The sequence below is a fragment of the Burkholderia sp. BE12 genome, assembly GCF_002959955.1.
GTDB lineage: Bacteria > Pseudomonadota > Gammaproteobacteria > Burkholderiales > Burkholderiaceae > Burkholderia.
Genome location: NZ_PREY01000003.1, coordinates 298,957 through 317,512, shown reverse-complemented (window position 1 = coordinate 317,512; position 18,556 = coordinate 298,957). Strand labels below are relative to the sequence as shown.

Genomic DNA, 18,556 nt, shown 5'->3' with positions numbered 1-18,556 from the left:
AAGCATACTCGCGGCGGCGCGGGGCACCAAGGGGTGCCGGTGCTAACGACGCATGTTCCGCCAGGCGGCCGAGAACTGCCGTGCGGCGTCGAAGCAAACGGCCTCGCTCCCCGGCGCGCCGATCAACTGCACGCCCACCGGCAACTCGCCCGGCAGGAAGCACGGTGCACTGACGACAGGCAAACCAGCGAACGAGATCGGCTGAGTGAGCAGGCCGAGCGTCTTCGCGGGTTCGAGCGCTTCGCCGTTGACGTCGACGGTCGCGTCGGCGAAGCGCGGCGCGGCATAGGGTGTCGCGGCCGCGATCAGCACGTCGTGGTGCGCGAACAGCGCTTCGAGGCGCGCGCGCCACGCGGCACGACAGGCGATCGCTTCCCGATAGGCCGAGTCAGTCGTCGCGAGGCCGGCCGCAATGCGCGACCGCAGGCGCTCGGAGACGAGCGCGGCTGGCGCATCGAGCAACCCGCGATGGGCGCGAGCCAGTTCCACGTTCGAGATCACGACCGCCGCGTCGCGCACTCGCGCGACTTCGTCACGGCCGACCGATATCGAATCGCCGGCGCGCAGGCAAGCCGACGCGCGCCGCACGGCGCGTTGCGCGTCCGCATCGGCGTGCCGTTCGAAATCGCCGGCCAGCACGGCGACGCGCAACTGCGTGCCCGGTGCGCGCATTCGTTGCGCATGCAACGTCACCGCACCGCCGAGCATCACGTCGTACAACGCCGCAAGATCGTCGATATCGTTCGCGAACCCGCCGACGGTATCGAGCGAATCGGCATAAGGCAGACAACCGTCCCGCGATAGCCGCCCGTCGCCCGGCCGAAATCCCCATACGCCGCACAGCGCGGCCGGCGCGCGGATCGAGCCGTTGGTGTCGCTGCCGAGCGCGAGCGGCACATAGCCGGCCGCGACCGCGGCGGCCGAGCCGCTCGACGAGCCACCGGTCATGCGCGTCGGGTCCGCCGGTAGGCGTACGGAACCGTAGTGCGGATTCACACCGGTGGCGCCGCACGCGAGTTCGTCCATGTGGGTCGCGCCGACCGGCACCGCGCCGGCCGCGCACAGCCGGGCGACCATCGCCGCATCGGCAGCGGCGGCCGGCAACGCGGCGCGCGCGGGCGATCCCGCGACCGTCGTGTAGCCGGCTACGTCGAAGTTCCACTTCACGAGAAACGGCACGCCGGCGAGCGGGCCCGGGTCGCGCCCGTCCTGTACGCACCGGTCGATACGCCGCGCGTCACGCAGCGCCCGTTCGTCGAACGTCTGCGCGCACGCGTGGATCGCGCCGTCGTGCGCGGCGATGTCGGCGAGCGCGGCCTGCACGAGCGACTCAGCGCCGATACGCCCCGCGCGAACCTCGGCCGCCAGCGCGAGCGCGCTGCGCATCGACGGCGCCGTGCTCATGCGCACCACCTCATGATTGCGCCATCAACCGGCGCGGAATCGACAGGATCAGCGCCGCCGCCGCGAACAGCGTGAACGCGAGCAGCGCGACGCCGAATTCCGTGCTGCCCGTCAAACCCTTCGCATAGCCCATCAGCGTCGGGCCGACGAATCCGGCGACGGCCGCGCCGATGTTGACGAGCCCCGCGCCGCCCGCGGCCGCCTCGCCGGCGAGGATCCGCGACGGCAAACTCCAGAACATCGCGAGCGTGCTCATGATGCCGGCCACGCCGACGGTCAGGCACGCGACCGCGAGCACGGGGTGCGTGCGCATCCCGAGGCTCGCGAGCAGCGCGACGCCGCCGATCGCGACCGGCAGCGCCGTATGCCAGCGCCGCTCGCCGGTGCGCACCGAATGCTGCGCGTTCGCGACCATCGCGACCGAGGCGACGAGATACGGGATCGCGCTGACGAGACCGATCGCGAGATTGCTGAGATTGCCGAGCGACTTGATCATCGTCGGCATCCAGAACACGAGCCCGTAGTTGCCGACGTTATAGAGAAACGACGTCGCGAACAGGATCCACAGCGTCGGCTCGCGCAGCGCGGCGCCGAGTTGCGTACGCTTGCCGGCCGCCTCCTGCGCCATTTCCGCGTGGACCGTGCGCTTCTCGGCGTCGGTCAGCCACGTCGCGTCGTCGATCCGTTCGGTCACGCGTACGAGCATAACCAGCCCGAGCGCGACGGCCGGCAGCCCTTCGAGCAGGAACATCCATTGCCAGCCGCGCAGGCCGAGCCCGCCGTGCGTCGCGTCCATGATCCAGCCGGACAGCGGGCCGCCGACGATCACGCCGAGCGGCATCGCGAGAAACAGCAGCGCCATCACCTTCGACAGCCGATGCGACGGAAACCACACGCTGAAATACGCGATGACGGCCGGGAAGAAGCTGGCCTCCGTCACGCCGAGCAGGAAGCGCAGCGCGTAGAAGCTGGCCGTGTCGCGGGTGGCGAGCGTGGCGATCGACACCACGCCCCAGGTCAGCATCGACCCGGCGAGGCAGCGCTTCACGCCGACGCGCTGCACGAGCCAGCCGGCCGGCACCTGCAGCAGCAGGTAGCCGACGAAGAACAGCCCCGCGCCGACGCCGTACGCCGCATCCGACAGGTGGAGGTCCATCACCATCTGCAGCTTCGCGAACCCGACGTTCACGCGGTCGAGATAGCCGAAGAAGTAGCACACGAGGATCAGCGGAATGATGCGGCGGCTCAACCGCGCATACAACGCATCGACGTCGGGTGTAGCGGCGCCCGCGCGCGCATCGGCGGCTGATGGCAGGCCGCGCGGCGAGGCCGTGCCGTTCGAATGTGTCATGACGACTCCCGGCTGGAGAGGATGCGGCGCAGCGCGCGCCCGGGGCGTGCGCCGGTGTGGCGCCCGTCCGCGAGTACGGCCTGCCCGTTGACGAATACATGCTCGATGCCGTCGGGGCGCAGCGTCGGGCTCGCGAAGGTCGCGCGGTCGATCACGCGCGCGGGATCGAACACGACGAGATCGGCGTAGTGGCCGACCGCGAGTCGGCCGCGTTCAGCGATCCCGAACTGCTCGGCGGTGAGGCCCGTCATCTTGCGCACCGCCGTCTCCAGCGGGAACAGGCCGCGCTCGCGGGAGAACTCGCCGAGCACGCGCGGGAAGGTGCCCCACAGCCGCGGATGCGGGCGCGTGTCGTTCGGCAGGCCGTCGGAGCCGACCATCGTCAGCGCGTGGCCCATGATGCGTTCGACATCCGCTTCGTCCATCACGAAGTAGATCGCGCCGGCCGGGCGCAGCGCGTCGATCGCCGCGTCGACGGAATCGCCGAACAGCGGCAGCAGGTCGTGGAAGTCGCGGCCCGCGAGCTCGGGATGCGGCTTCGACCACGCGAGGATCACGCGCGACGACTGGCCGATGCGGTCGGCGCGCAGCATCGTCGACGTGGCCGGATACGGATGGCAGTCGACGCACAGCGCTTGCCGCGCCCGCTGCGCGTCGATGTGCGCGAGCGTCTCGATCGAGCGGCCGTGATTGGCCTTGCCGGCCACCTTGTGATGCGACAGCACGACGCGCACGTCGAGCGCGCGGCCGATCGAGAACGCCTCGTCGAGCGACGCGATGATCGCGTCGGTCTCGTCGCGCAGGTGCGTCGCGAACACGCCGCCCGTGTCGCGCAGCGGCGCGCACACGTCGATCAGCTCGTCGGTGGTCGCGGCGGCGGCGGGTGGATAGAAGGTGCCCGACGATACGCCGAACGCGCCGGCCGCCATCGCTTCGCGCACGTCGGCCGCCATCGCGGCGATTTCCGCCGCGTCGGCCGCGCGTTCGAGATCGGCCATGTGCCGCACGCGCAGCGTCGAATGGCCGACGAGGGCCGCCGTGTTGACGGCGGCGGGCGTGGCATCGAGCGCGTCGAGATACGCGCGAAAGGACGGGAAGCGGAACGCCTGCCACGCGCCGAGCAGGTCGAGCGGCTGCGGCACTTCGCGTTCGGCGAGCAGCGGTGCGAGGCTGATCCCACAGTTGCCGGCGATCACCGTGGTGACGCCTTGTGCGACCTTGGGTTCGACGTCGGGATCGGTCAGCACGAACGCGTCGTCGTGCGTGTGGCTGTCGATGAAGCCCGGCGCGACGACCAGGCCGCTCGCGTCGAGCGTGTGCGTGGCCGTCGCGCCGCTCAGGTCGCCGATCGCGGCGATGCGCGCGCCGGTCACGCCGAGATCGGCGTCGAAGCGCGCGGTGCCCGTGCCGTCGATCAGCTCGCCGCGCCGCAGGATTACATCGAAATGCATGGTGGCTCCTCCGGAATCCGTCCGGACCCGGAGCGTTGCCCGTTTCCGTCGTTCGTATCGGCCACCATCGTCCCCGGCCATTTTTCGGGCGTCCAATGCCGTTCGGCTCGCGATTCATGCGAAACCGGCATCAATGCGGGCGGCGCCGCGCCCGCGGGCGGTTCGTGAGCGTCAGGCGAGCGACGCCTTCACCAGGGCCTGGAGGTCGCTCGCGAAGCTGGACATCGAGATGGTGCGGTGCCGCACGATGCCGACCGTGCGCTCGATCGTCGGGCTCGCGATCGGTACGGCGCGCACGGCGGGTGAACCGTACGCGCGCAGCGCGCTCTCGGGCAGGATCGCGCAGCCGACGCCGGCCGCCACGAGCGCCGCGACGCACGAGATGTGCTCGACCTCGTAGAACCAGCGGGTCCGCACGGCTTCCTGGCCCATCAGCATTTCGAGCAGCAGGCGGTTGCCGCTGTCGCGCCCGCCGATGATCAGCTTCGCGTGCCGCAATTCGCCGAGCGTGACGGCGTCGGCGCGCGCGAGCGGGTCGTCCTCATGGGCCGCGAGCACGTAGCGGTCGGTGAAGAGCGGCTCGAACGCGAGATCGTCGTCGTCGCCCGGGTGCAGGCTCACGCCGAATTCGGCGATGCCCGCGCGCACCTGCGACAGCACGAAGTCGTGATTGCCGTCGAGGATCTGCACGGCGACATGCGGATACCTGGCCGCGTAGCGGCGCAGCACGTCGGGCAGCGCCCGCGCGACGACGGTGGGGATGCACGCGAGCCGCACCTTGCCGTAGCGCTTTTCAGCGATCTCCTGGATCGACGACAGCATCATCCCGAGCTGCGCGATCTGCTCGCGCGCCATCGGCAGGAACTGGCGGCCGACGCCCGTCAGCGTCACGCTGCGCGTGGTGCGATGGAACAATTCGACGCCGAGCGCCTGTTCGAGCTTCTGGATGCGGCGCGACAGCCCCGGCTGCGTCAGGTGCAGCTTCTCCGCGGCGCGGTGGAACGTGCCGAGCTCCGCGACGGCGACGAACGCTTCGAGTTCCGAGTTTTCGACTTTCATGACGCTGGGCGCTCCGTGTCCGATTCGACGGCACGGAACGACGCGCCGCGATCAAGCGGTCATTGTCGTCGAAATCGCGGGGCGGCACGATCGGCGCGCGGGCGCAGCCGCGCGCGTCGATCCGCTCAGCGCATCTCGATGCTGCGGCACAGCGCGGCGTCGCGCTCGAAGCCGAGCCAGCCGGCCGACGTGCCGCTCCAGCCGATCACGTCGACACGCGCATCGGCAAGCTGCCGCGCCGCGACGAGAATGCGCTCGGCGTCGAACTGGTCGAGCGCGGCCGCGCTCAGTGCGATCTCGGTCACGGTGAAGCGCGCGAAGTGCACGCTGACGTTCGGCAGTTCGGCGACGATTGCGGTCGTCAGCGGTTCGAGCGCGGTGTTCGACGACGGCGTCAGGATACCGATGCGGATACGTGAATGCGTTGCATGGCCCCCGTTCAGTCGAGCAACTGCCGCACCGCGTCGACAGCCGCGCGGCGCAGCGCGGGCAGGTCGAGGCCCGGGATCTCGCCGTCGTCCACCACGATGCGGCCGTTCACGATGCTGTACTTCACGGGCGCCGGCTCGCCGGCCGCGACCGATGCGATCGCATAATCGTGGAAGCCGTTGAAGCGCGGGCCGCTCACGTCGTACAGCACGAGATCGGCGGCCTGGCCGACTTCGAGCGTGCCTACCGCATCGAGCCCGAGCACGCGCGCGCCGCCCTGCGTGCCCCAGTGCAGCACTTCCTCGGCGGTGGTTGCCGACGCGCCGTGCGCCGCGCGATGCACGAGCCACGCGAAATTCGCTTCGTGCGTCATGCTGCCCGATTCGTTCGACGCGACCCCGTCCACGCCGAGCGACACCGGCACGCCGGCCGCCGCCATGCGCGGCGCGGGCGCGATGCCACTGCCGAGCCGCGCGTTGCTGACGGGGCAGTGTGCGCAGCCGGTGCCCGTTTCCGCAAGCATCGCGATCTCGTTCGCTTCGAGATGGACCAGGTGCGCGAACCACACGTCGGGGCCGAGCCATTCGTGATCGGCGACGAATTCGACGGGCAGCTTGCCGTAGCGCTCGCGGCAGAAATCGACGTAGCGCGTCGTCTCGGAAAGGTGCGAATGCAACCGCAGGCCCATGCCGCGCGCGGCGCGCGCCACCTCGGGCAGCAGTTCGGGCGGCAGCGAGAAGGTCGGTGTGGTCGGCGCGACGACCACGCGGCGCATCGATGCGCTGCCCGCGTCGTGATAGCGCACCTTCAACCGCTCGATGTCGGCGAGCATCTGGTCGAGCGTCTCGGGTTGCAGCGCAGTGCCGGCGAAGCCCGGATGGTCGCCGGCCGCCTGCAATGCGCCGCCGCGGCACAGCACGAAGCGCATCCCGAAGCCGGCCGCCTCGTCGAACAGCAGGTCGCCGGTCTCGGTCGTGCCGCCTGCGTGATACAGGTAGTGGTGATCGGCGCAGGTCGTCACGCCGGACAGCAGCAGTTCCGCGAAGCCGAGCCGCGCGGCGATGCGCGCGAGTGCCGGCGTGAAGCGCGCGACGCGCGGATAGGGCACGGCCGCGAGCCATTCCTGCAGGTCCGCGTTGATGCCGGCCGGCACGCCTTTCAACAGGTTCTGGAACAAGTGGTGATGCGTGTTGATCCAGCCTGGGTAGACGACGCAATCGCTTGCGTCGATCACGCGCTCGCCGGGGAGCGGCGCGAGATCGGGCGAGATCGATTCGATCCGGCCGTCGCGAATGCGCAGGTCGGTCTGACCGAGCCGCGCGGCGTCGCCGGCGCGGCCGCTCATGACCGCGACGGGGTTTCGGATCAGCAGCGAAGAAGAGGGAAGGCTCATGCTTGGGTCTCCTCGGATTCGGATAGTGGTTGGCCATCACGCGCCGCGCGCGGGCACGTTGCCGCGCGCGGCGCCTGCCGATCAGTCGCACTCGCGCGCCATCGGGCTGCGGTGCGAGGCGTCGTGATGCGCGTGGACGTCGACCGGTTCGGCCGCCGGCACGCCGTTGAGCAGTGCGTTGAGCGCGACCGACACGAGGCACGCGAGCACGACGCCGCTGTGCAGGAACGGTTGCGTCCAGTCGGGCATGTGTGCGAACACCTTCGGCGCCATCACCGGAATCAGCGCGGTCGCGATCGTGAAGCCGACGATCAACACGTTGTAGCGGTTGCCTTCGAAGTCGACTTTCGCGAGCGTTTGCACGCCGGCCGCGACGACCACGCCGAACATCGCGATACCCGCACCGCCGAGCGCGGCGGACGGCGTCGACGCGACGATCGCGCCGATCTTCGGCACCAGCGCGACGACGCACATCAGCACGCCGCTGACCGCGACGATCCAGCGGCTGCGCACGCCGGTCAGGATCACGAGCCCGACGTTCTCCATGAACGCGATGAACGGGAACGCAGCGAACGTGCCGGCGATCGCGCTCGCGACGCCGTTCGCGCGCAGGCCGCGCACGACATCTTCCTCGCTCACCTGCTTCTCGACGATGTCGCCGATCGCGACGAACAGGCCCATCGATTCGACCATCTGCACGATCATCACGACGACCATCGTCAGCACGGGCACGATCGCGAACACCGGCGTGCCGAAGTGGAACGGGACAGGCACGGTGAACCACGGCGCGGCCGCAACGTTCGTGAAGTTGCCCATCCCGAGCGCGATCGCGAGCAGGCTGCCGGCGACCAGCCCGATCAGCACCGACAGGTTGCGCAGGAACGCATTCGCGAAACGGTTGACCGCGAGGATCACGACCGCGACGACGAGCGCGACCGCGAGGAACGACAGCTCGCCGAACTGCAGCTTCGCAGCGTCGCCGCCGCCGGCCCACTGGTATGCGACCGGAAACAGTTGCAGGCCGATCACGGTGACGATGCAGCCCGTCACGACCGGCGGGAACAGGCGGCGCAGCCGGCCGACCAGCGGCGCCGCGAAGGTCGTGATGATGCCCGCACCGATCACCGCGCCGCACACGCCGGCGAAGCCCACGCCCGGCGTGAGGCCGATCGCGATCACCGGGCCGACGCTGCTGAACGCGACGCCCTGCAGGATCGGCAGGCGTACGCCGAGCTTCCAGACGCCGACTGTCTGCAGGATCGTCGAAATGCCGGAACAGAACAGCGCAGTGCTGATCAGCACGGTCGTGTCGGCGGGCGACATCTTCAGTGCCGACGCGACGATCAGCGGCACCGCGATCGCGCCGATATAGGCGACGAGCATGTGCTGCAGGCCGAGCGTCAGCATCTGGCGGCGCGGCAGGACCCGATCGACGGGATGTGAAGCAGAGTTCATGGGCGTGTCTCCTGAGGTTCGTTATCGGGCGGGTGCGTGGCGCGCCCGCCCGGCGTGCCCGTCAGGCCGCGATCGAGGCGGCGAGACAGGCATGGAAACGGTCGGTCAGTGCGGTGCGATCGAGATCGCGGCCGATGAAAACGATGCGCGACGAGCGCGGCTCGCACCCCCACGCCTGCGCGGCGCGCAGTTCGATCACGCCGTGCACGCCCTGCAGCACGTAGCGCTGCGCGCGGCCCTGCACGGCGAGGATGCCTTTCATCCGGAACAGGTTCGCGGTATCGGCGGCGCGCAGTTCGCCGAGCCACGTTTCGAGCGCATCGAGATCGACGTCCGCATCGATCTCGATACCGACCGACGATACGCTTTCGTCGTGTTCGTGATGGTCGTGGTCGTCGTGCGCGTGATCGTCGTGGCCGTGCTCATGCTCATGCTCATGGCCATGCTCGTGTTCGCTCGCCGGCGTATCCGCCCGCAGCCCGTCGCTCTCGACGAGGATCTGCGCGAATTCGTTCGCGCCGATGCCGAGGATGCGGTCGAGATCGACCTGCGCGTAGCTCGACGTAACGATCTCGGCCGTCGTGTTCAGCTCGCGCAGCCGCGCGGTCAGCGCATCGACGTCCGGCGACGTGACGAGATCGACCTTGTTGATCACGATCCGGTCCGCGCAGACGATCTGGTCGACGGCCTGGTTGTCGCGGCCGTCGAGCACGAGATCGTCGAGGTGCGCGCGGATATGCTTTGCGTCGACCATCGTGACGACCGCGTCGAGCGCGACTTCCTTCGCGATCGGATCGTCGAGGAAGAAGGTCTGCGCGACCGGATACGGATCGGCGAGGCCGCTCGTCTCGACGATGATGTGATCGAGCCGATCGGACCGCTCGACGAGCATCCGCACGATCCGCACCAGATCCTCGCGCACTGCGCCGACGCAGCACACGCAGCCGTTCGTCATCTCGTAGATCTCCTCGGTCGATTCGAGCACGAGGCCGCCGTCGATGCCGATCTCGCCGAACTCGTTCTCGATCACCGCGATCTTGCGGCCGTGCTTCTCGCGCAGGATGTAGTTGAGCAGCGTGGTCTTGCCCGCACCGAGAAAGCCCGTGAGCACGGTGACCGGAATCTTCTCGACGTCGCTGTGGGTGGTGTGGATGTGGGTCATGATGCGTCTCCGTTGAGTCGGTTGGGCTGCAATTCGCTTTCTTTCCAGCGATGGACGGTGCGGGAATCGAGGTCGAACAGATCGAGCACGCGGCCGAGCGTGTGGTCGATCATCTGGTCGAGCGAAGCGGGGCGCGCATAGAACGCCGGCACGGGCGGCGCGACGATCGCACCCATCTCCGTGACCGCCGCCATGTTGCGCAGGTGCGTGAGCGTGTAAGGCGTCTCGCGGGCAAGCAGCACGAGCCGGCGGCGCTCCTTCAGCACGACGTCGGCCGCGCGCGAAATCAGGCCGGACGACAGGCCGCTCGCGATCTCGGCGAGCGTCTTCATCGAGCACGGCGCGACGATCATCCCGAGCGTACGGAACGAGCCGCTCGAAATCGGTGCCGCGATGTCGTCGCCGCGGTACAGCACGCTGGCGAGCGCCGTGATGTCCGACAGCCTGAAATCGGTCTCGTGCGCCATCGTCAGCGCGGCGGCGCGCGACACGGCTACGTGCGTCTCGATGTCGAGTTCGCGCAGCAGCGCGAGCAGCCGCATTCCGTACACGAAGCCCGATGCGCCGCTGATGCCGACCACGAGCCGGCGCGTGCTCATCGCGCGGCTCCGCCGAGCGCTGCGATGACCTGCGCGGCGCGCTGCATCGCGGCGTCGCCGACGCGCGCACGCACGCCGTCGAAGCGCGAGCCGCGCGTCGCGTCGAGGCCCATTCGCGACGTCGTGCCGTCAGCGGATGACGACGGATCGAGCGGGCTGCCGGGCAGGCCGTCGACGACGAACAGGTCGCGATGCGGCTGGAAGTGCGTCGCGATCGCCCAAAGCACCTGCGCGTCGTCGGTGATGTCGACGTCGCTGTCGACCGCGACGACGTTCTTCAGGTACGGATCCCAGCCGAGCAGCGCGAGCATGATCTGGCGCGCTTCGCCGTCGCGTGTCTGTTTCAGCGCGACGTAGCAATGGAAGTGCGTGCCGGAATTCGGATAGTGGATCGCGGTGACCGCGGGAAAGCGCGCTTTCAGCTTCTCGCTCATCTCGGCTTCGCGCGGCAGCCGCGCGAGCGTCAGGTGTTCCGCGTACGGGCCGCCGACCACGTCGACGAGCCACGCGTCGTCGCGGCGCATCATCGTGTCGACGCGCAGCACGTTGTTGGTCGAGCGGTCCGACGAGTAGCCGGTGAATTCGCCGAACGGCCCTTCGTCGGCATGCGCGTCGGGATCGATCGTGCCTTCGAGCACGAACTCGGCGGCGGCCGGTACGCCGATGCCGTGGCGCGGCGTGCGCACGAGTTGCAGCGGCGCGCCGAACAGGCCGCCGGCGATCGCGCGCTCGTCCGCGCCGAACGGCAGGCGCGCGGCGGCGGCCAGCATGAACAGCGGATGCGCGCCGATCACCATCGCGACTTTCAGCGTGTCGCCACGTGCCTTGGCGGTTTGCAGCATCCGCCACAGATGGCCGCGCGAATGCAGGCTCGTCGCCAGTGCGTTGCGCGCATGCGGCATCGAGCGGTGGTAACTGAGGTTCGCGATGCCCGTCATCGGATCTTCGGCGACGATCACCGCGTTGGTCACATACGGCCCGCGATCGGTTTCGAAGTGGCGGATCATCGGCAACTGTGCGAGATCGACCGCATCGCCTTCGACGACATGGCCGAGCACCGGGCCGTGCGGCACGACGACCGGCGCGACGGGCGCGTTCGCGCGCTGCTGCCACGCGTCGAACAGGCCATTCGCATCGACGCCGAACAGCCGGCCGATGCGCGTGCGGGATGCAAACACGTTGGTGACGAGCGGCGCGGCGAGACCGTCGACGCGCTCGCAGACGAGCATCTCGTGCCGGCCGCGCGCGGCGAGCGACGCGACGACGGCCGTGACGTCCTGGTCGGCGGACAGCGGCTGCGCAATCGTCAGCACGTCGTCCGGAAAACGTTCGCGATATGCGTTCGCGAAGTGGTGGAAATCCTGCTGCTCGGCGAAAAGGCTGGACGCCATGATGCACTCCATCGGATGCGGAAGAGGAACGGCCGGACCGCGCGCATGCTTGCGACGGCGCGCGATCCGGCCGCCGGCGCGTTACACGTAGGTCGCCGTCAGGCGCTTCTCCGCTTCGTCGAGATCCTTCGGCGGTTTGGTCGGTTCGATGCCGACGAGGCGGGCGATGTTGTTGCCCATGTAGTCCTCGAGGCCGTCTTCATCGAGATCCATCCCCTGCGGCGCGGGCCCGCACAGCATTTCCAGCTCGCGCAGCCACATGCCGGGTTCGTTCGGTGGCGAATCCGTGCCGAACACGATCTTGTTGCGCGGCAGCTCGCGCGCGAACTCGACGATCCGCGCCTGGTAGCACCAGCCCGATTCGCAGTACACGTTCGGCGTGTCCATCGCCATCCAGAACGCTTCGAACGAGTAGTTGCCGCCCGTCTGGATCCCGAAGTGGCCGATGATGAAGTTCACCATCGGAAACTCGCGGATGATCGGGTAGAACTGCGTCGGGATCGTGTACGGCCCGTCGCCGGTGTGGATCAGCACGACGATGTTGTACTTCGCACAGACCTTCATCGCCGGGCGCAGCCAGTCGAGCGCACGATCGGGCCGGTAGCCGTGCATGTTCGCGTGCAGCTTCACCATCTTGAAGCCGTATTCCTTGATGTGGAATTCGAGCTCGGCCGCACCGTTTTCCGGGCCCCAGCGCGGGTTGTACGTGAAGTTGCCGATGAAGCGGTCGGGGTATTTCTGCGTGAGTTCGGCGATATACGCCATGTAGTCGCGGATGCCGTCGCGGCCGCGGCGGTTGCCGTCGCGATAGCCGGTGTTTCCCGGCGGCGGCTGGATGAAACCCATGTCGATGCGGCGCGGCTTGCCGTTGATGATGTACGGGCCGTCCATCATCTTCAGCAGGCGTTCGCCGGTGAACGGCTCGCCGGTGTGGCGCCAGGCCTCGTCGACGAGGTTGGTCGGGTGCAGATGCGTATCGATGATCATGCAATGCTCCGGAATCGGGATAAGAGGGCGCGGCCGTCAGGCGGCAAGCAACGCTTTCGCTTCGTCGACGGTGCGCGGTGCGGGCGTCGGTTCGAGACCGATCATTCGCGCGGTGTTGTTGCCGAGGTAATCCTCGAGCGTGTCCTCGTCGAGATTCATCCCTTGCGGCGGTTCGAAGCACAGCACTTCGAGCAGGCGCAGCCACATTCCAGGTTCGTTCGGCGGCGTGTCGGAGCCGAACAGGATCTTGTGCTTCGGCAGCACCTTCGCGAATTCGACGATGCGCGACTGCAGGCACCAGCCCGATTCGCAATACACGTTCGGCAGATCCATCGCGAGCTGGAACGGCTCGAAGCAGTAGACGCCGCCCGTCTGCACACCGAAGTGCGCCATGATGAAATTGACCGTCGGGAATTCCTTGATCATCGGCACCCATTCGGTCGGGATGCTGTACGGGCCGTCGCCGGTATGCAGCTTCACGAGCACGCCGAGCTCCGCGCATTTCTTCAGCGCGGGGCGCAGCCAGTCGAGTGCGCGGTCGGGCCGGTACGCGTGCATGTTGGCCTGGAACTGCACCATCTTGAAGCCGAGCTTGCGGACGTAGTGATCGATCGCGTTCACCCCGTTCTCCACGCCGCAGCGCGGGTTGTAGACGAAGCAGCCGATGAAGCGGTCGGGGTGCCTGCGCACCATTTCGACCGTGTACGCCATGTACGCGTCGATCGATTCGGTGCCCGACTTCTCGCCGTCGGTATACGTATAGATGGTGTTGCCTTGCGGCGGCTGGATGAAGGCCTTGTCGATGCGGCGCGGCTTGCCGTTGATGAGAAACGGGCCGTTCATCGTCTCGATCAGGCGCTCGCCGGTGAACGGCGGGCCGTCGTGACGCCACGCGAGGTCGACGAGATTCGTCGGGTAACAGCTGGTGTCGATGATCATCTACTCGATCTCCTTGAGAGGAACCGGGGGAACCGGTTGCCGGTTCGCGGGCAGGCACGTCGATGAAGCGACCCTGTCGGTCGGATTCACGCGGCCTTTTTCAAGGCGCCTTTTTTGGCGCCTTCCCCTCGCCGGCATCGAGTGACACACTGCGACGTGCACTGCTGCTTGAGACCGAGTGTCACCAGCCAATTGCCCTCTGTACAATATTTTTTACTGACGTTCTTGATACGTTTGCGATATGGACATGCGTGTGTTGCGTTACTTCGCGGTGCTGGCCGACGAACTGCATTTCGGGCGCGCAGCCGCGCGGCTCCATATCTCGCAGCCGCCGCTGAGCCAGCAGATCCGGCTGCTCGAAGAGCAGCTCGGCACCGCGCTGTTCGTGCGCTCGCAGCATCGCGTCGAACTCACCGAGGCAGGGAAAACACTGAAGGAGCAGGTGCCGCTGATCGTCGCGCAGTTCGATCGCGCGATCGATCTCACGCGCTGCGCGGGGCGCGGCGAAGTGGGCCGCCTCGCGGTCGGCATCATCAGTTCGGCGATGGTCGCGCCGATCCCGCGTGCATTGCGCGTGTTCGCCGAACGTCATCCGCAGGTGCACTGGTCGCTGCACGAGATGACGCCAGCCGTGCAGATCGACGCGCTGAAGGAGAAGCGGCTCGACGTGTGTTTCTTCCGGCTGTTCCAGGACGATCCGTCGATCCGCAGCGAGATCGTCGTGCGCGAGACGGCCGTGGCCGTGCTGTCGCTCGGCCATCCGCTCGCGGCGCGCGATGCGATTGCGCTCGGCGAGCTGGCTGGCGAGCAGTTCGTGTCGTTCGGCTTGCGGCACTCGCAACTGGCGCGCTTCCTGCAGCAGAGTTGCGTCGAAGCGCGCTTCACGCCGCAGATCGTGCACGAGGTGGTCGAGGTGCACACGCTGCTGTCGCTGGTGCGCGAAGGGTTGGGCGTCGCGCTGCTGCCGGCGTCGTCGCGGCAGATTTCGACAGGGGGTGTCGCGTTCGTGCCGCTGCTGCCGCCGGCGCTCGAGGTGTCGCTGCAGGCGCGCTACCGCGCGGACGATACGTCCGCGGTGCTCGCCGCGTTCCTCGATACCGTGCGTGAGGTCGCGGCGGAATTCAGCGCGTGAGTCAGGGTGCGAGCGACTGCGCGACCAGCGCGCCGATCGCGTCGATCAGCGGCTTCACGCGCGCACGCCGCTCGCGCGGCCAGATCGCATGGAGGTTGTAGTGCGTTGGAATCGCGATCGCGCACAGTTCGACGAGCCGGCCGTCGCGGCGCGCGTCGGCGGCGAGCAGGCCGCGCACCAGCCCGGCGCCGAGCCCTGACGCGAGCGTCGCGACGAGCCCTGCCGCGTTGTCGAACACCGCGACCGTATCGGGCTCGACCGGCGCGAGGCCGGCTGCTTCGAGCCATGGAATCCACGAACGCTTCGTATAGCCGAGCAACGGCAGTTCCAGCACCTGTTCGGGCGTGAGCGGCGCGGTGAGTCCATAGCGTTCGAGCAGCGCGGGCGCGGCCATTGCGGTCAGCCGGTCGGGGCAGACCAGCGCGCTGTCGACGCCTTCCCATTCCCCGTAGCCGTAGCGCAGCGCCACATCGACGCGATCGAACGCGTCGCGGTCGTGACGCGGCGCCGACAGCACCATCAGCGCCACGCCGTCGAGCGTGCGCATCAGTTCCGGCAGCCGCGCGGGCAGCCAGCCCTGCATCAGTTCCGGATCGACGTCGAGCCGGATCGACGGCCCGGTCGTGCGCCCCTTCACCGACGATAGTGCGCGATCGATCTGTTCTAGGCCGTCCGACAACTGGTTCGCGAACAGCGTCCCGGCATCGGTCAGGATCACGCGGCCGCCCGCCCGCGCAAACAGTGGTTGGCCGATGAATTCCTCGAGCGAGCGAATCTGCTGGCTGATCGCGCTGTGCGTGAGCGAGAGCTGGCGCGCCGCGCTGGAAAAGCTGCCGACCCGCGCGGCCTGCAGAAACGCCTGCATCGACTGGATCGAAGGGTATCGCTTGAGCATCTGTTAGTCCGACTGACAGGGAATCGACGAAATGATCGCTGGCGTGCCCGCGCATCGCGTTTCGATAATGCTTCGAAACCGCGCAACGGACGCGGGCCGACACCATGAACGCGAATCAGGAGACAGCGCATGATCGACATCGTCGTGAACGATACACGCCATTCGCTCGAGAATGTACCGGAGGATATGCCGCTGCTCTGGGTGCTGCGCGACCGGCTCAAGCTCACCGGCACGAAGTTCGGCTGCGGCAAGGGCCTGTGCGGCGCATGCACCGTGCATCTCGAAGGGCAGGCCGTGCGGTCTTGCCTGATCCCTGCCGTCGCCGTGAACGGGCGGCGCGTGACGACGATCGAAGGGCTGTCGCCGGACGGGCGCCATCCGCTGCAGCTCGCATGGGTCGCGGAAGACGTACCGCAATGCGGCTATTGCCAGCCGGGGCAACTGATGCAGGCCGCCGCGCTGCTGAAGGGCGGGCAGCCGGTCGACGATGCGACGATCGTGCAGGCAATGTCGGGCAACGTGTGCCGCTGCGGCACGTATGCGCGGATTCATCGCGCGATCAAGCGCGCTGCGTCGGGCGATCCCGCGTTGAAGGCCGCCGCCGAACCTGCAAAGGAGGCGTGACATGCGCGACGATCACGCACAGGATGCGCAACGCGCCGACGATACGCCGCGCCGACGTTTTCTCAAGCAAGGCACGGCGCTGCTCGCGGCCGGCATCGCGATCGGCTTCCGGATGCCCGACGCCATGGCGGGCAATCAATCGGCAAGCGGCGACCCGCATCCGTCCGCCGGCGAGTTCGAACCGAACGCGTGGGTACGCGTGCTCCCCGACGACACGATCAGGCTCGTCGTGCACAAACACGATTCGGGCACCGGCACGCGCACCGCGCTCGCGGCGGTGGTCGCCGAGGAACTCGACGTCGATCCGTTCAGGGTCGACGTGATCACGCCGGAAGATCCGTTCTTCGCCGACTATATCCATCCGCTGTGGAAGGTGTTCTCCACCGGCGGCAGCACGAGCGTTGCGCTGGAATACGACCGGCTGCGCCACGCGGGCGCAACCGCGCGCGCGATGCTCGTCGAAGCGGCCGCGCATCGATGGAACGTGCCCTTGTCCGAGTGCACGACGGGCGACGGTGCGGTCTCGCATGTGGCGAGCGGACGTCGTGCAACGTATGGTGCGCTCGCGTCGGCGGCCGCGCAGTTGCCCGCGCCGAAGCAGGTCGCGCTGAAGGATCCCGCGCATTTCCGCTATATCGGCAAGTTGCGCGAGAAGCGCGGCGCCGCGCAGAAGGCCGACGGTTCGTTTCCGTACAGCCTCGACGTGTCGCTGCCGGGGATGCTCGTGGCGGTCGTCACACGCGCGCCGGTGATCGACGGTCGCGTGCGCAGCGTCGACGCGAAAGCCGCGCTCGCGGTTCCCGGTGTGCGCGACGTGCTGCAGATTCCGCCGCGCCCCGACGTGCTCGGCGGCAACCAGGCCGGCGTCGCCGTGCTGGCCGACGACTACTGGTCCGCGCATAGCGGGCAGGCCGCGCTGAAGATCGAATGGGAGGACAGCCCGTTCGAGACCTTCGACAGCAGCACGCTCGCTGCCCGCCAGGCCGCCTGGGTCGACGATCCGGCCGCGCGCGCCGTGCCGACGATCCAGGACGGCGATCCCGCGCAGGCCACCGCGTCAGGCGTACGCATGATCGAAGCGTCGTATGCGATGCCGCACAAGGCGGCGAACCCGCTGGAGCCGATCAACGTCACCGTGTGGGCGCACAACGGCGGAATCGAATACTGGGGCGGGCTGCAGGTACCGTCGACCGCGATGGAAGCGGCCGATGTGATCGGCGGCATTCCTTCGCATCGCGTGACGCTGCACGAGCTCGTGTCGGGCGGCAGCTTCGGTGCGCGCGAATCGAAATACTGGCTGTTCGAGGCGACCTGGCTTGCGCTGAAGACGGGCAAGCCCGTGAAGTTGATGAACAGCCGCGAGGACGAAATGCGTGCGCTGTTCTATCACGCCGCGAGTTGTCACCGCGCGCGGGCCGTGCTCGACGTGCAAGGCAATCTAGCATCGCTGTGGCTGCGCGGCGTGATGCCCGCATCGCCGGAGCAGTGGGAACCCGGCTATCTGAATCGGCCGGACCGGATGGATTTCAGCACGACCGAAGCGATCACGAAATGGGAGTTCGCGTATGCGGCGCCGCATCGCGACATCGGCTGGGTTCGTCTGGAGACCGGCGTGCCGACCGGCTGGTTTCGCGCGGTCAGCTATATCCCGAACGTGTTCGCGGTGGAATCGGTGATGGACGAGGCCGCGCATGCGGCCAAGCGCGATCCGGTCGAATTCCGACTGGCGCACATGCGCGGCCGGCCGCGTCATGCGGCCGTGCTGCGCGAGGCGGCGAAGCGTGCGGGATGGGGGCAGCCGTTGCCGGACGGTGTCGCGCTCGGTATTGCGACGAATCAGGCGTACGGCAGCTATGTCGCGGTGGTGGCGCGCGTGGTGCGCAAGGACGGCGCAGTACGCGTGGAGAAGCTGACGTGCGTGGCCGACTGCGGTATCGCGGTATCGCCGGGTGGTGTCGAGGAACAGTTGTACGGCGGGCTGATGTGGGGGCTTGGCCACGCGACGTCCGACCGCATCGAATTCCGGCACGGCCGCGTGCAGCAGTCGAACTTCGATACGTATCGCGTGATGCGGATGAACGACATGCCCGCGACCGATATCCATATCGTGCAGGGCGATCCTGCGAAGCCGGGCGGTGTGGGCGAACTGTCGAGCCCGTCCGTGACGCCGGCGATCGCGAATGCGGTGTTCAGGCTGACGGGAAAGCGGTTGAGGGAGACGCCGTTTGATTTGTCGGCGGTGGGGTAAGCGCGGAAGCATCGTGGTTCAGCGCACGCACCGGACG

The 18,556-nt window shown here is 68.2% G+C and carries 15 protein-coding genes and 1 pseudogene; 3 read left to right on the top strand and 13 right to left on the bottom strand.

The features are described 5' to 3' along the window. Window positions 1-42 precede the first annotated feature (42 nt). The 12 genes and pseudogenes from C4B30_RS05180 to C4B30_RS05125 form a co-directional block, all read right to left on the bottom strand. Entirely contained in the window at window positions 43-1,386 is a 1,344-nt protein-coding gene (locus C4B30_RS05180; RefSeq protein ID WP_089502415.1) for an amidase family protein, read from the bottom strand. 28 nt (window positions 1,387-1,414) lie between these two features. Continuing rightward, window positions 1,415-2,755, bottom strand: coding sequence for an MFS transporter (locus C4B30_RS05175; protein ID WP_089502179.1), 1,341 nt, complete (start codon window positions 2,753-2,755; stop codon window positions 1,415-1,417). Beyond that, on the bottom strand, window positions 2,752-4,206 hold the full coding sequence (locus tag C4B30_RS05170; protein WP_105131921.1) for an N-acyl-D-amino-acid deacylase family protein: 1,455 nt from the start codon (window positions 4,204-4,206) through the stop codon (window positions 2,752-2,754). The genes C4B30_RS05175 and C4B30_RS05170 overlap by 4 nt, the downstream gene beginning before the upstream one ends. A gap of 171 nt (window positions 4,207-4,377) precedes the next feature. Continuing rightward, window positions 4,378-5,265, bottom strand: coding sequence for a LysR family transcriptional regulator (locus C4B30_RS05165; protein ID WP_089502177.1), 888 nt, complete (start codon window positions 5,263-5,265; stop codon window positions 4,378-4,380). 137 nt (window positions 5,266-5,402) lie between these two features. Then, a pseudogene (locus C4B30_RS05160) lies at window positions 5,403-5,708 on the bottom strand (Asp/Glu/hydantoin racemase); the annotation flags it as partial. Beyond that, the gene (locus C4B30_RS05155; protein ID WP_105131920.1) at window positions 5,705-7,087 is read right to left on the bottom strand and encodes an amidohydrolase family protein; all 1,383 of its coding nucleotides are present in this window, start codon (window positions 7,085-7,087) and stop codon (window positions 5,705-5,707) included. The gene C4B30_RS05155 and the pseudogene C4B30_RS05160, both read right to left, overlap by 4 nt. An 81-nt stretch (window positions 7,088-7,168) precedes the next feature. Continuing rightward, window positions 7,169-8,542 (bottom strand): nucleobase:cation symporter-2 family protein, encoded by a 1,374-nt coding sequence (locus tag C4B30_RS05150; protein WP_089502175.1) that lies wholly within the window; start codon window positions 8,540-8,542, stop codon window positions 7,169-7,171. 61 nt (window positions 8,543-8,603) lie between these two features. Then, window positions 8,604-9,704 carry a CobW family GTP-binding protein gene (locus C4B30_RS05145; RefSeq protein WP_089502174.1) on the bottom strand — a complete coding sequence of 367 codons (1,101 nt, stop codon included), beginning with the start codon at window positions 9,702-9,704 and terminating at the stop codon, window positions 8,604-8,606. Further along, window positions 9,701-10,303 (bottom strand): UbiX family flavin prenyltransferase, encoded by a 603-nt coding sequence (locus C4B30_RS05140; RefSeq protein ID WP_089502173.1) that lies wholly within the window; start codon window positions 10,301-10,303, stop codon window positions 9,701-9,703. The genes C4B30_RS05145 and C4B30_RS05140 overlap by 4 nt, the downstream gene beginning before the upstream one ends. Further along, on the bottom strand, window positions 10,300-11,694 hold the full coding sequence (locus C4B30_RS05135; protein ID WP_089502414.1) for a UbiD family decarboxylase: 1,395 nt from the start codon (window positions 11,692-11,694) through the stop codon (window positions 10,300-10,302). The genes C4B30_RS05140 and C4B30_RS05135 overlap by 4 nt, the downstream gene beginning before the upstream one ends. An 81-nt stretch (window positions 11,695-11,775) precedes the next feature. After that, window positions 11,776-12,681 carry an amidohydrolase family protein gene (locus tag C4B30_RS05130; protein ID WP_027781260.1) on the bottom strand — a complete coding sequence of 302 codons (906 nt, stop codon included), beginning with the start codon at window positions 12,679-12,681 and terminating at the stop codon, window positions 11,776-11,778. Window positions 12,682-12,717: 36 nt separating this feature from the next. Further along, a complete protein-coding gene (locus tag C4B30_RS05125; RefSeq protein ID WP_089502171.1) occupies window positions 12,718-13,620 on the bottom strand; it encodes an amidohydrolase family protein in 903 nt (300 codons plus the stop codon). 241 nt (window positions 13,621-13,861) lie between these two features. Between C4B30_RS05125 and C4B30_RS05120 the strand changes: the two genes are divergently transcribed. Next, a complete protein-coding gene (locus C4B30_RS05120) occupies window positions 13,862-14,752 on the top strand; it encodes a LysR substrate-binding domain-containing protein (protein ID WP_027781258.1) in 891 nt (296 codons plus the stop codon). Window position 14,753: 1 nt separating this feature from the next. Here the strand turns inward: C4B30_RS05120 and C4B30_RS05115 are convergent, their stop codons facing one another. Beyond that, entirely contained in the window at window positions 14,754-15,647 is an 894-nt protein-coding gene (locus C4B30_RS05115; protein ID WP_027781257.1) for a LysR substrate-binding domain-containing protein, read from the bottom strand. A 129-nt stretch (window positions 15,648-15,776) separates the two neighbouring features. On the opposite strand from C4B30_RS05115, the gene C4B30_RS05110 reads away from it, so the two are divergent. Next, entirely contained in the window at window positions 15,777-16,271 is a 495-nt protein-coding gene (locus tag C4B30_RS05110) for a (2Fe-2S)-binding protein (RefSeq protein WP_027781256.1), read from the top strand. Between the two features lies 1 nt (window position 16,272). After that, window positions 16,273-18,519, top strand: coding sequence for a xanthine dehydrogenase family protein molybdopterin-binding subunit (locus C4B30_RS05105; protein ID WP_089502170.1), 2,247 nt, complete (start codon window positions 16,273-16,275; stop codon window positions 18,517-18,519). Window positions 18,520-18,556: the final 37 nt, after the last annotated feature.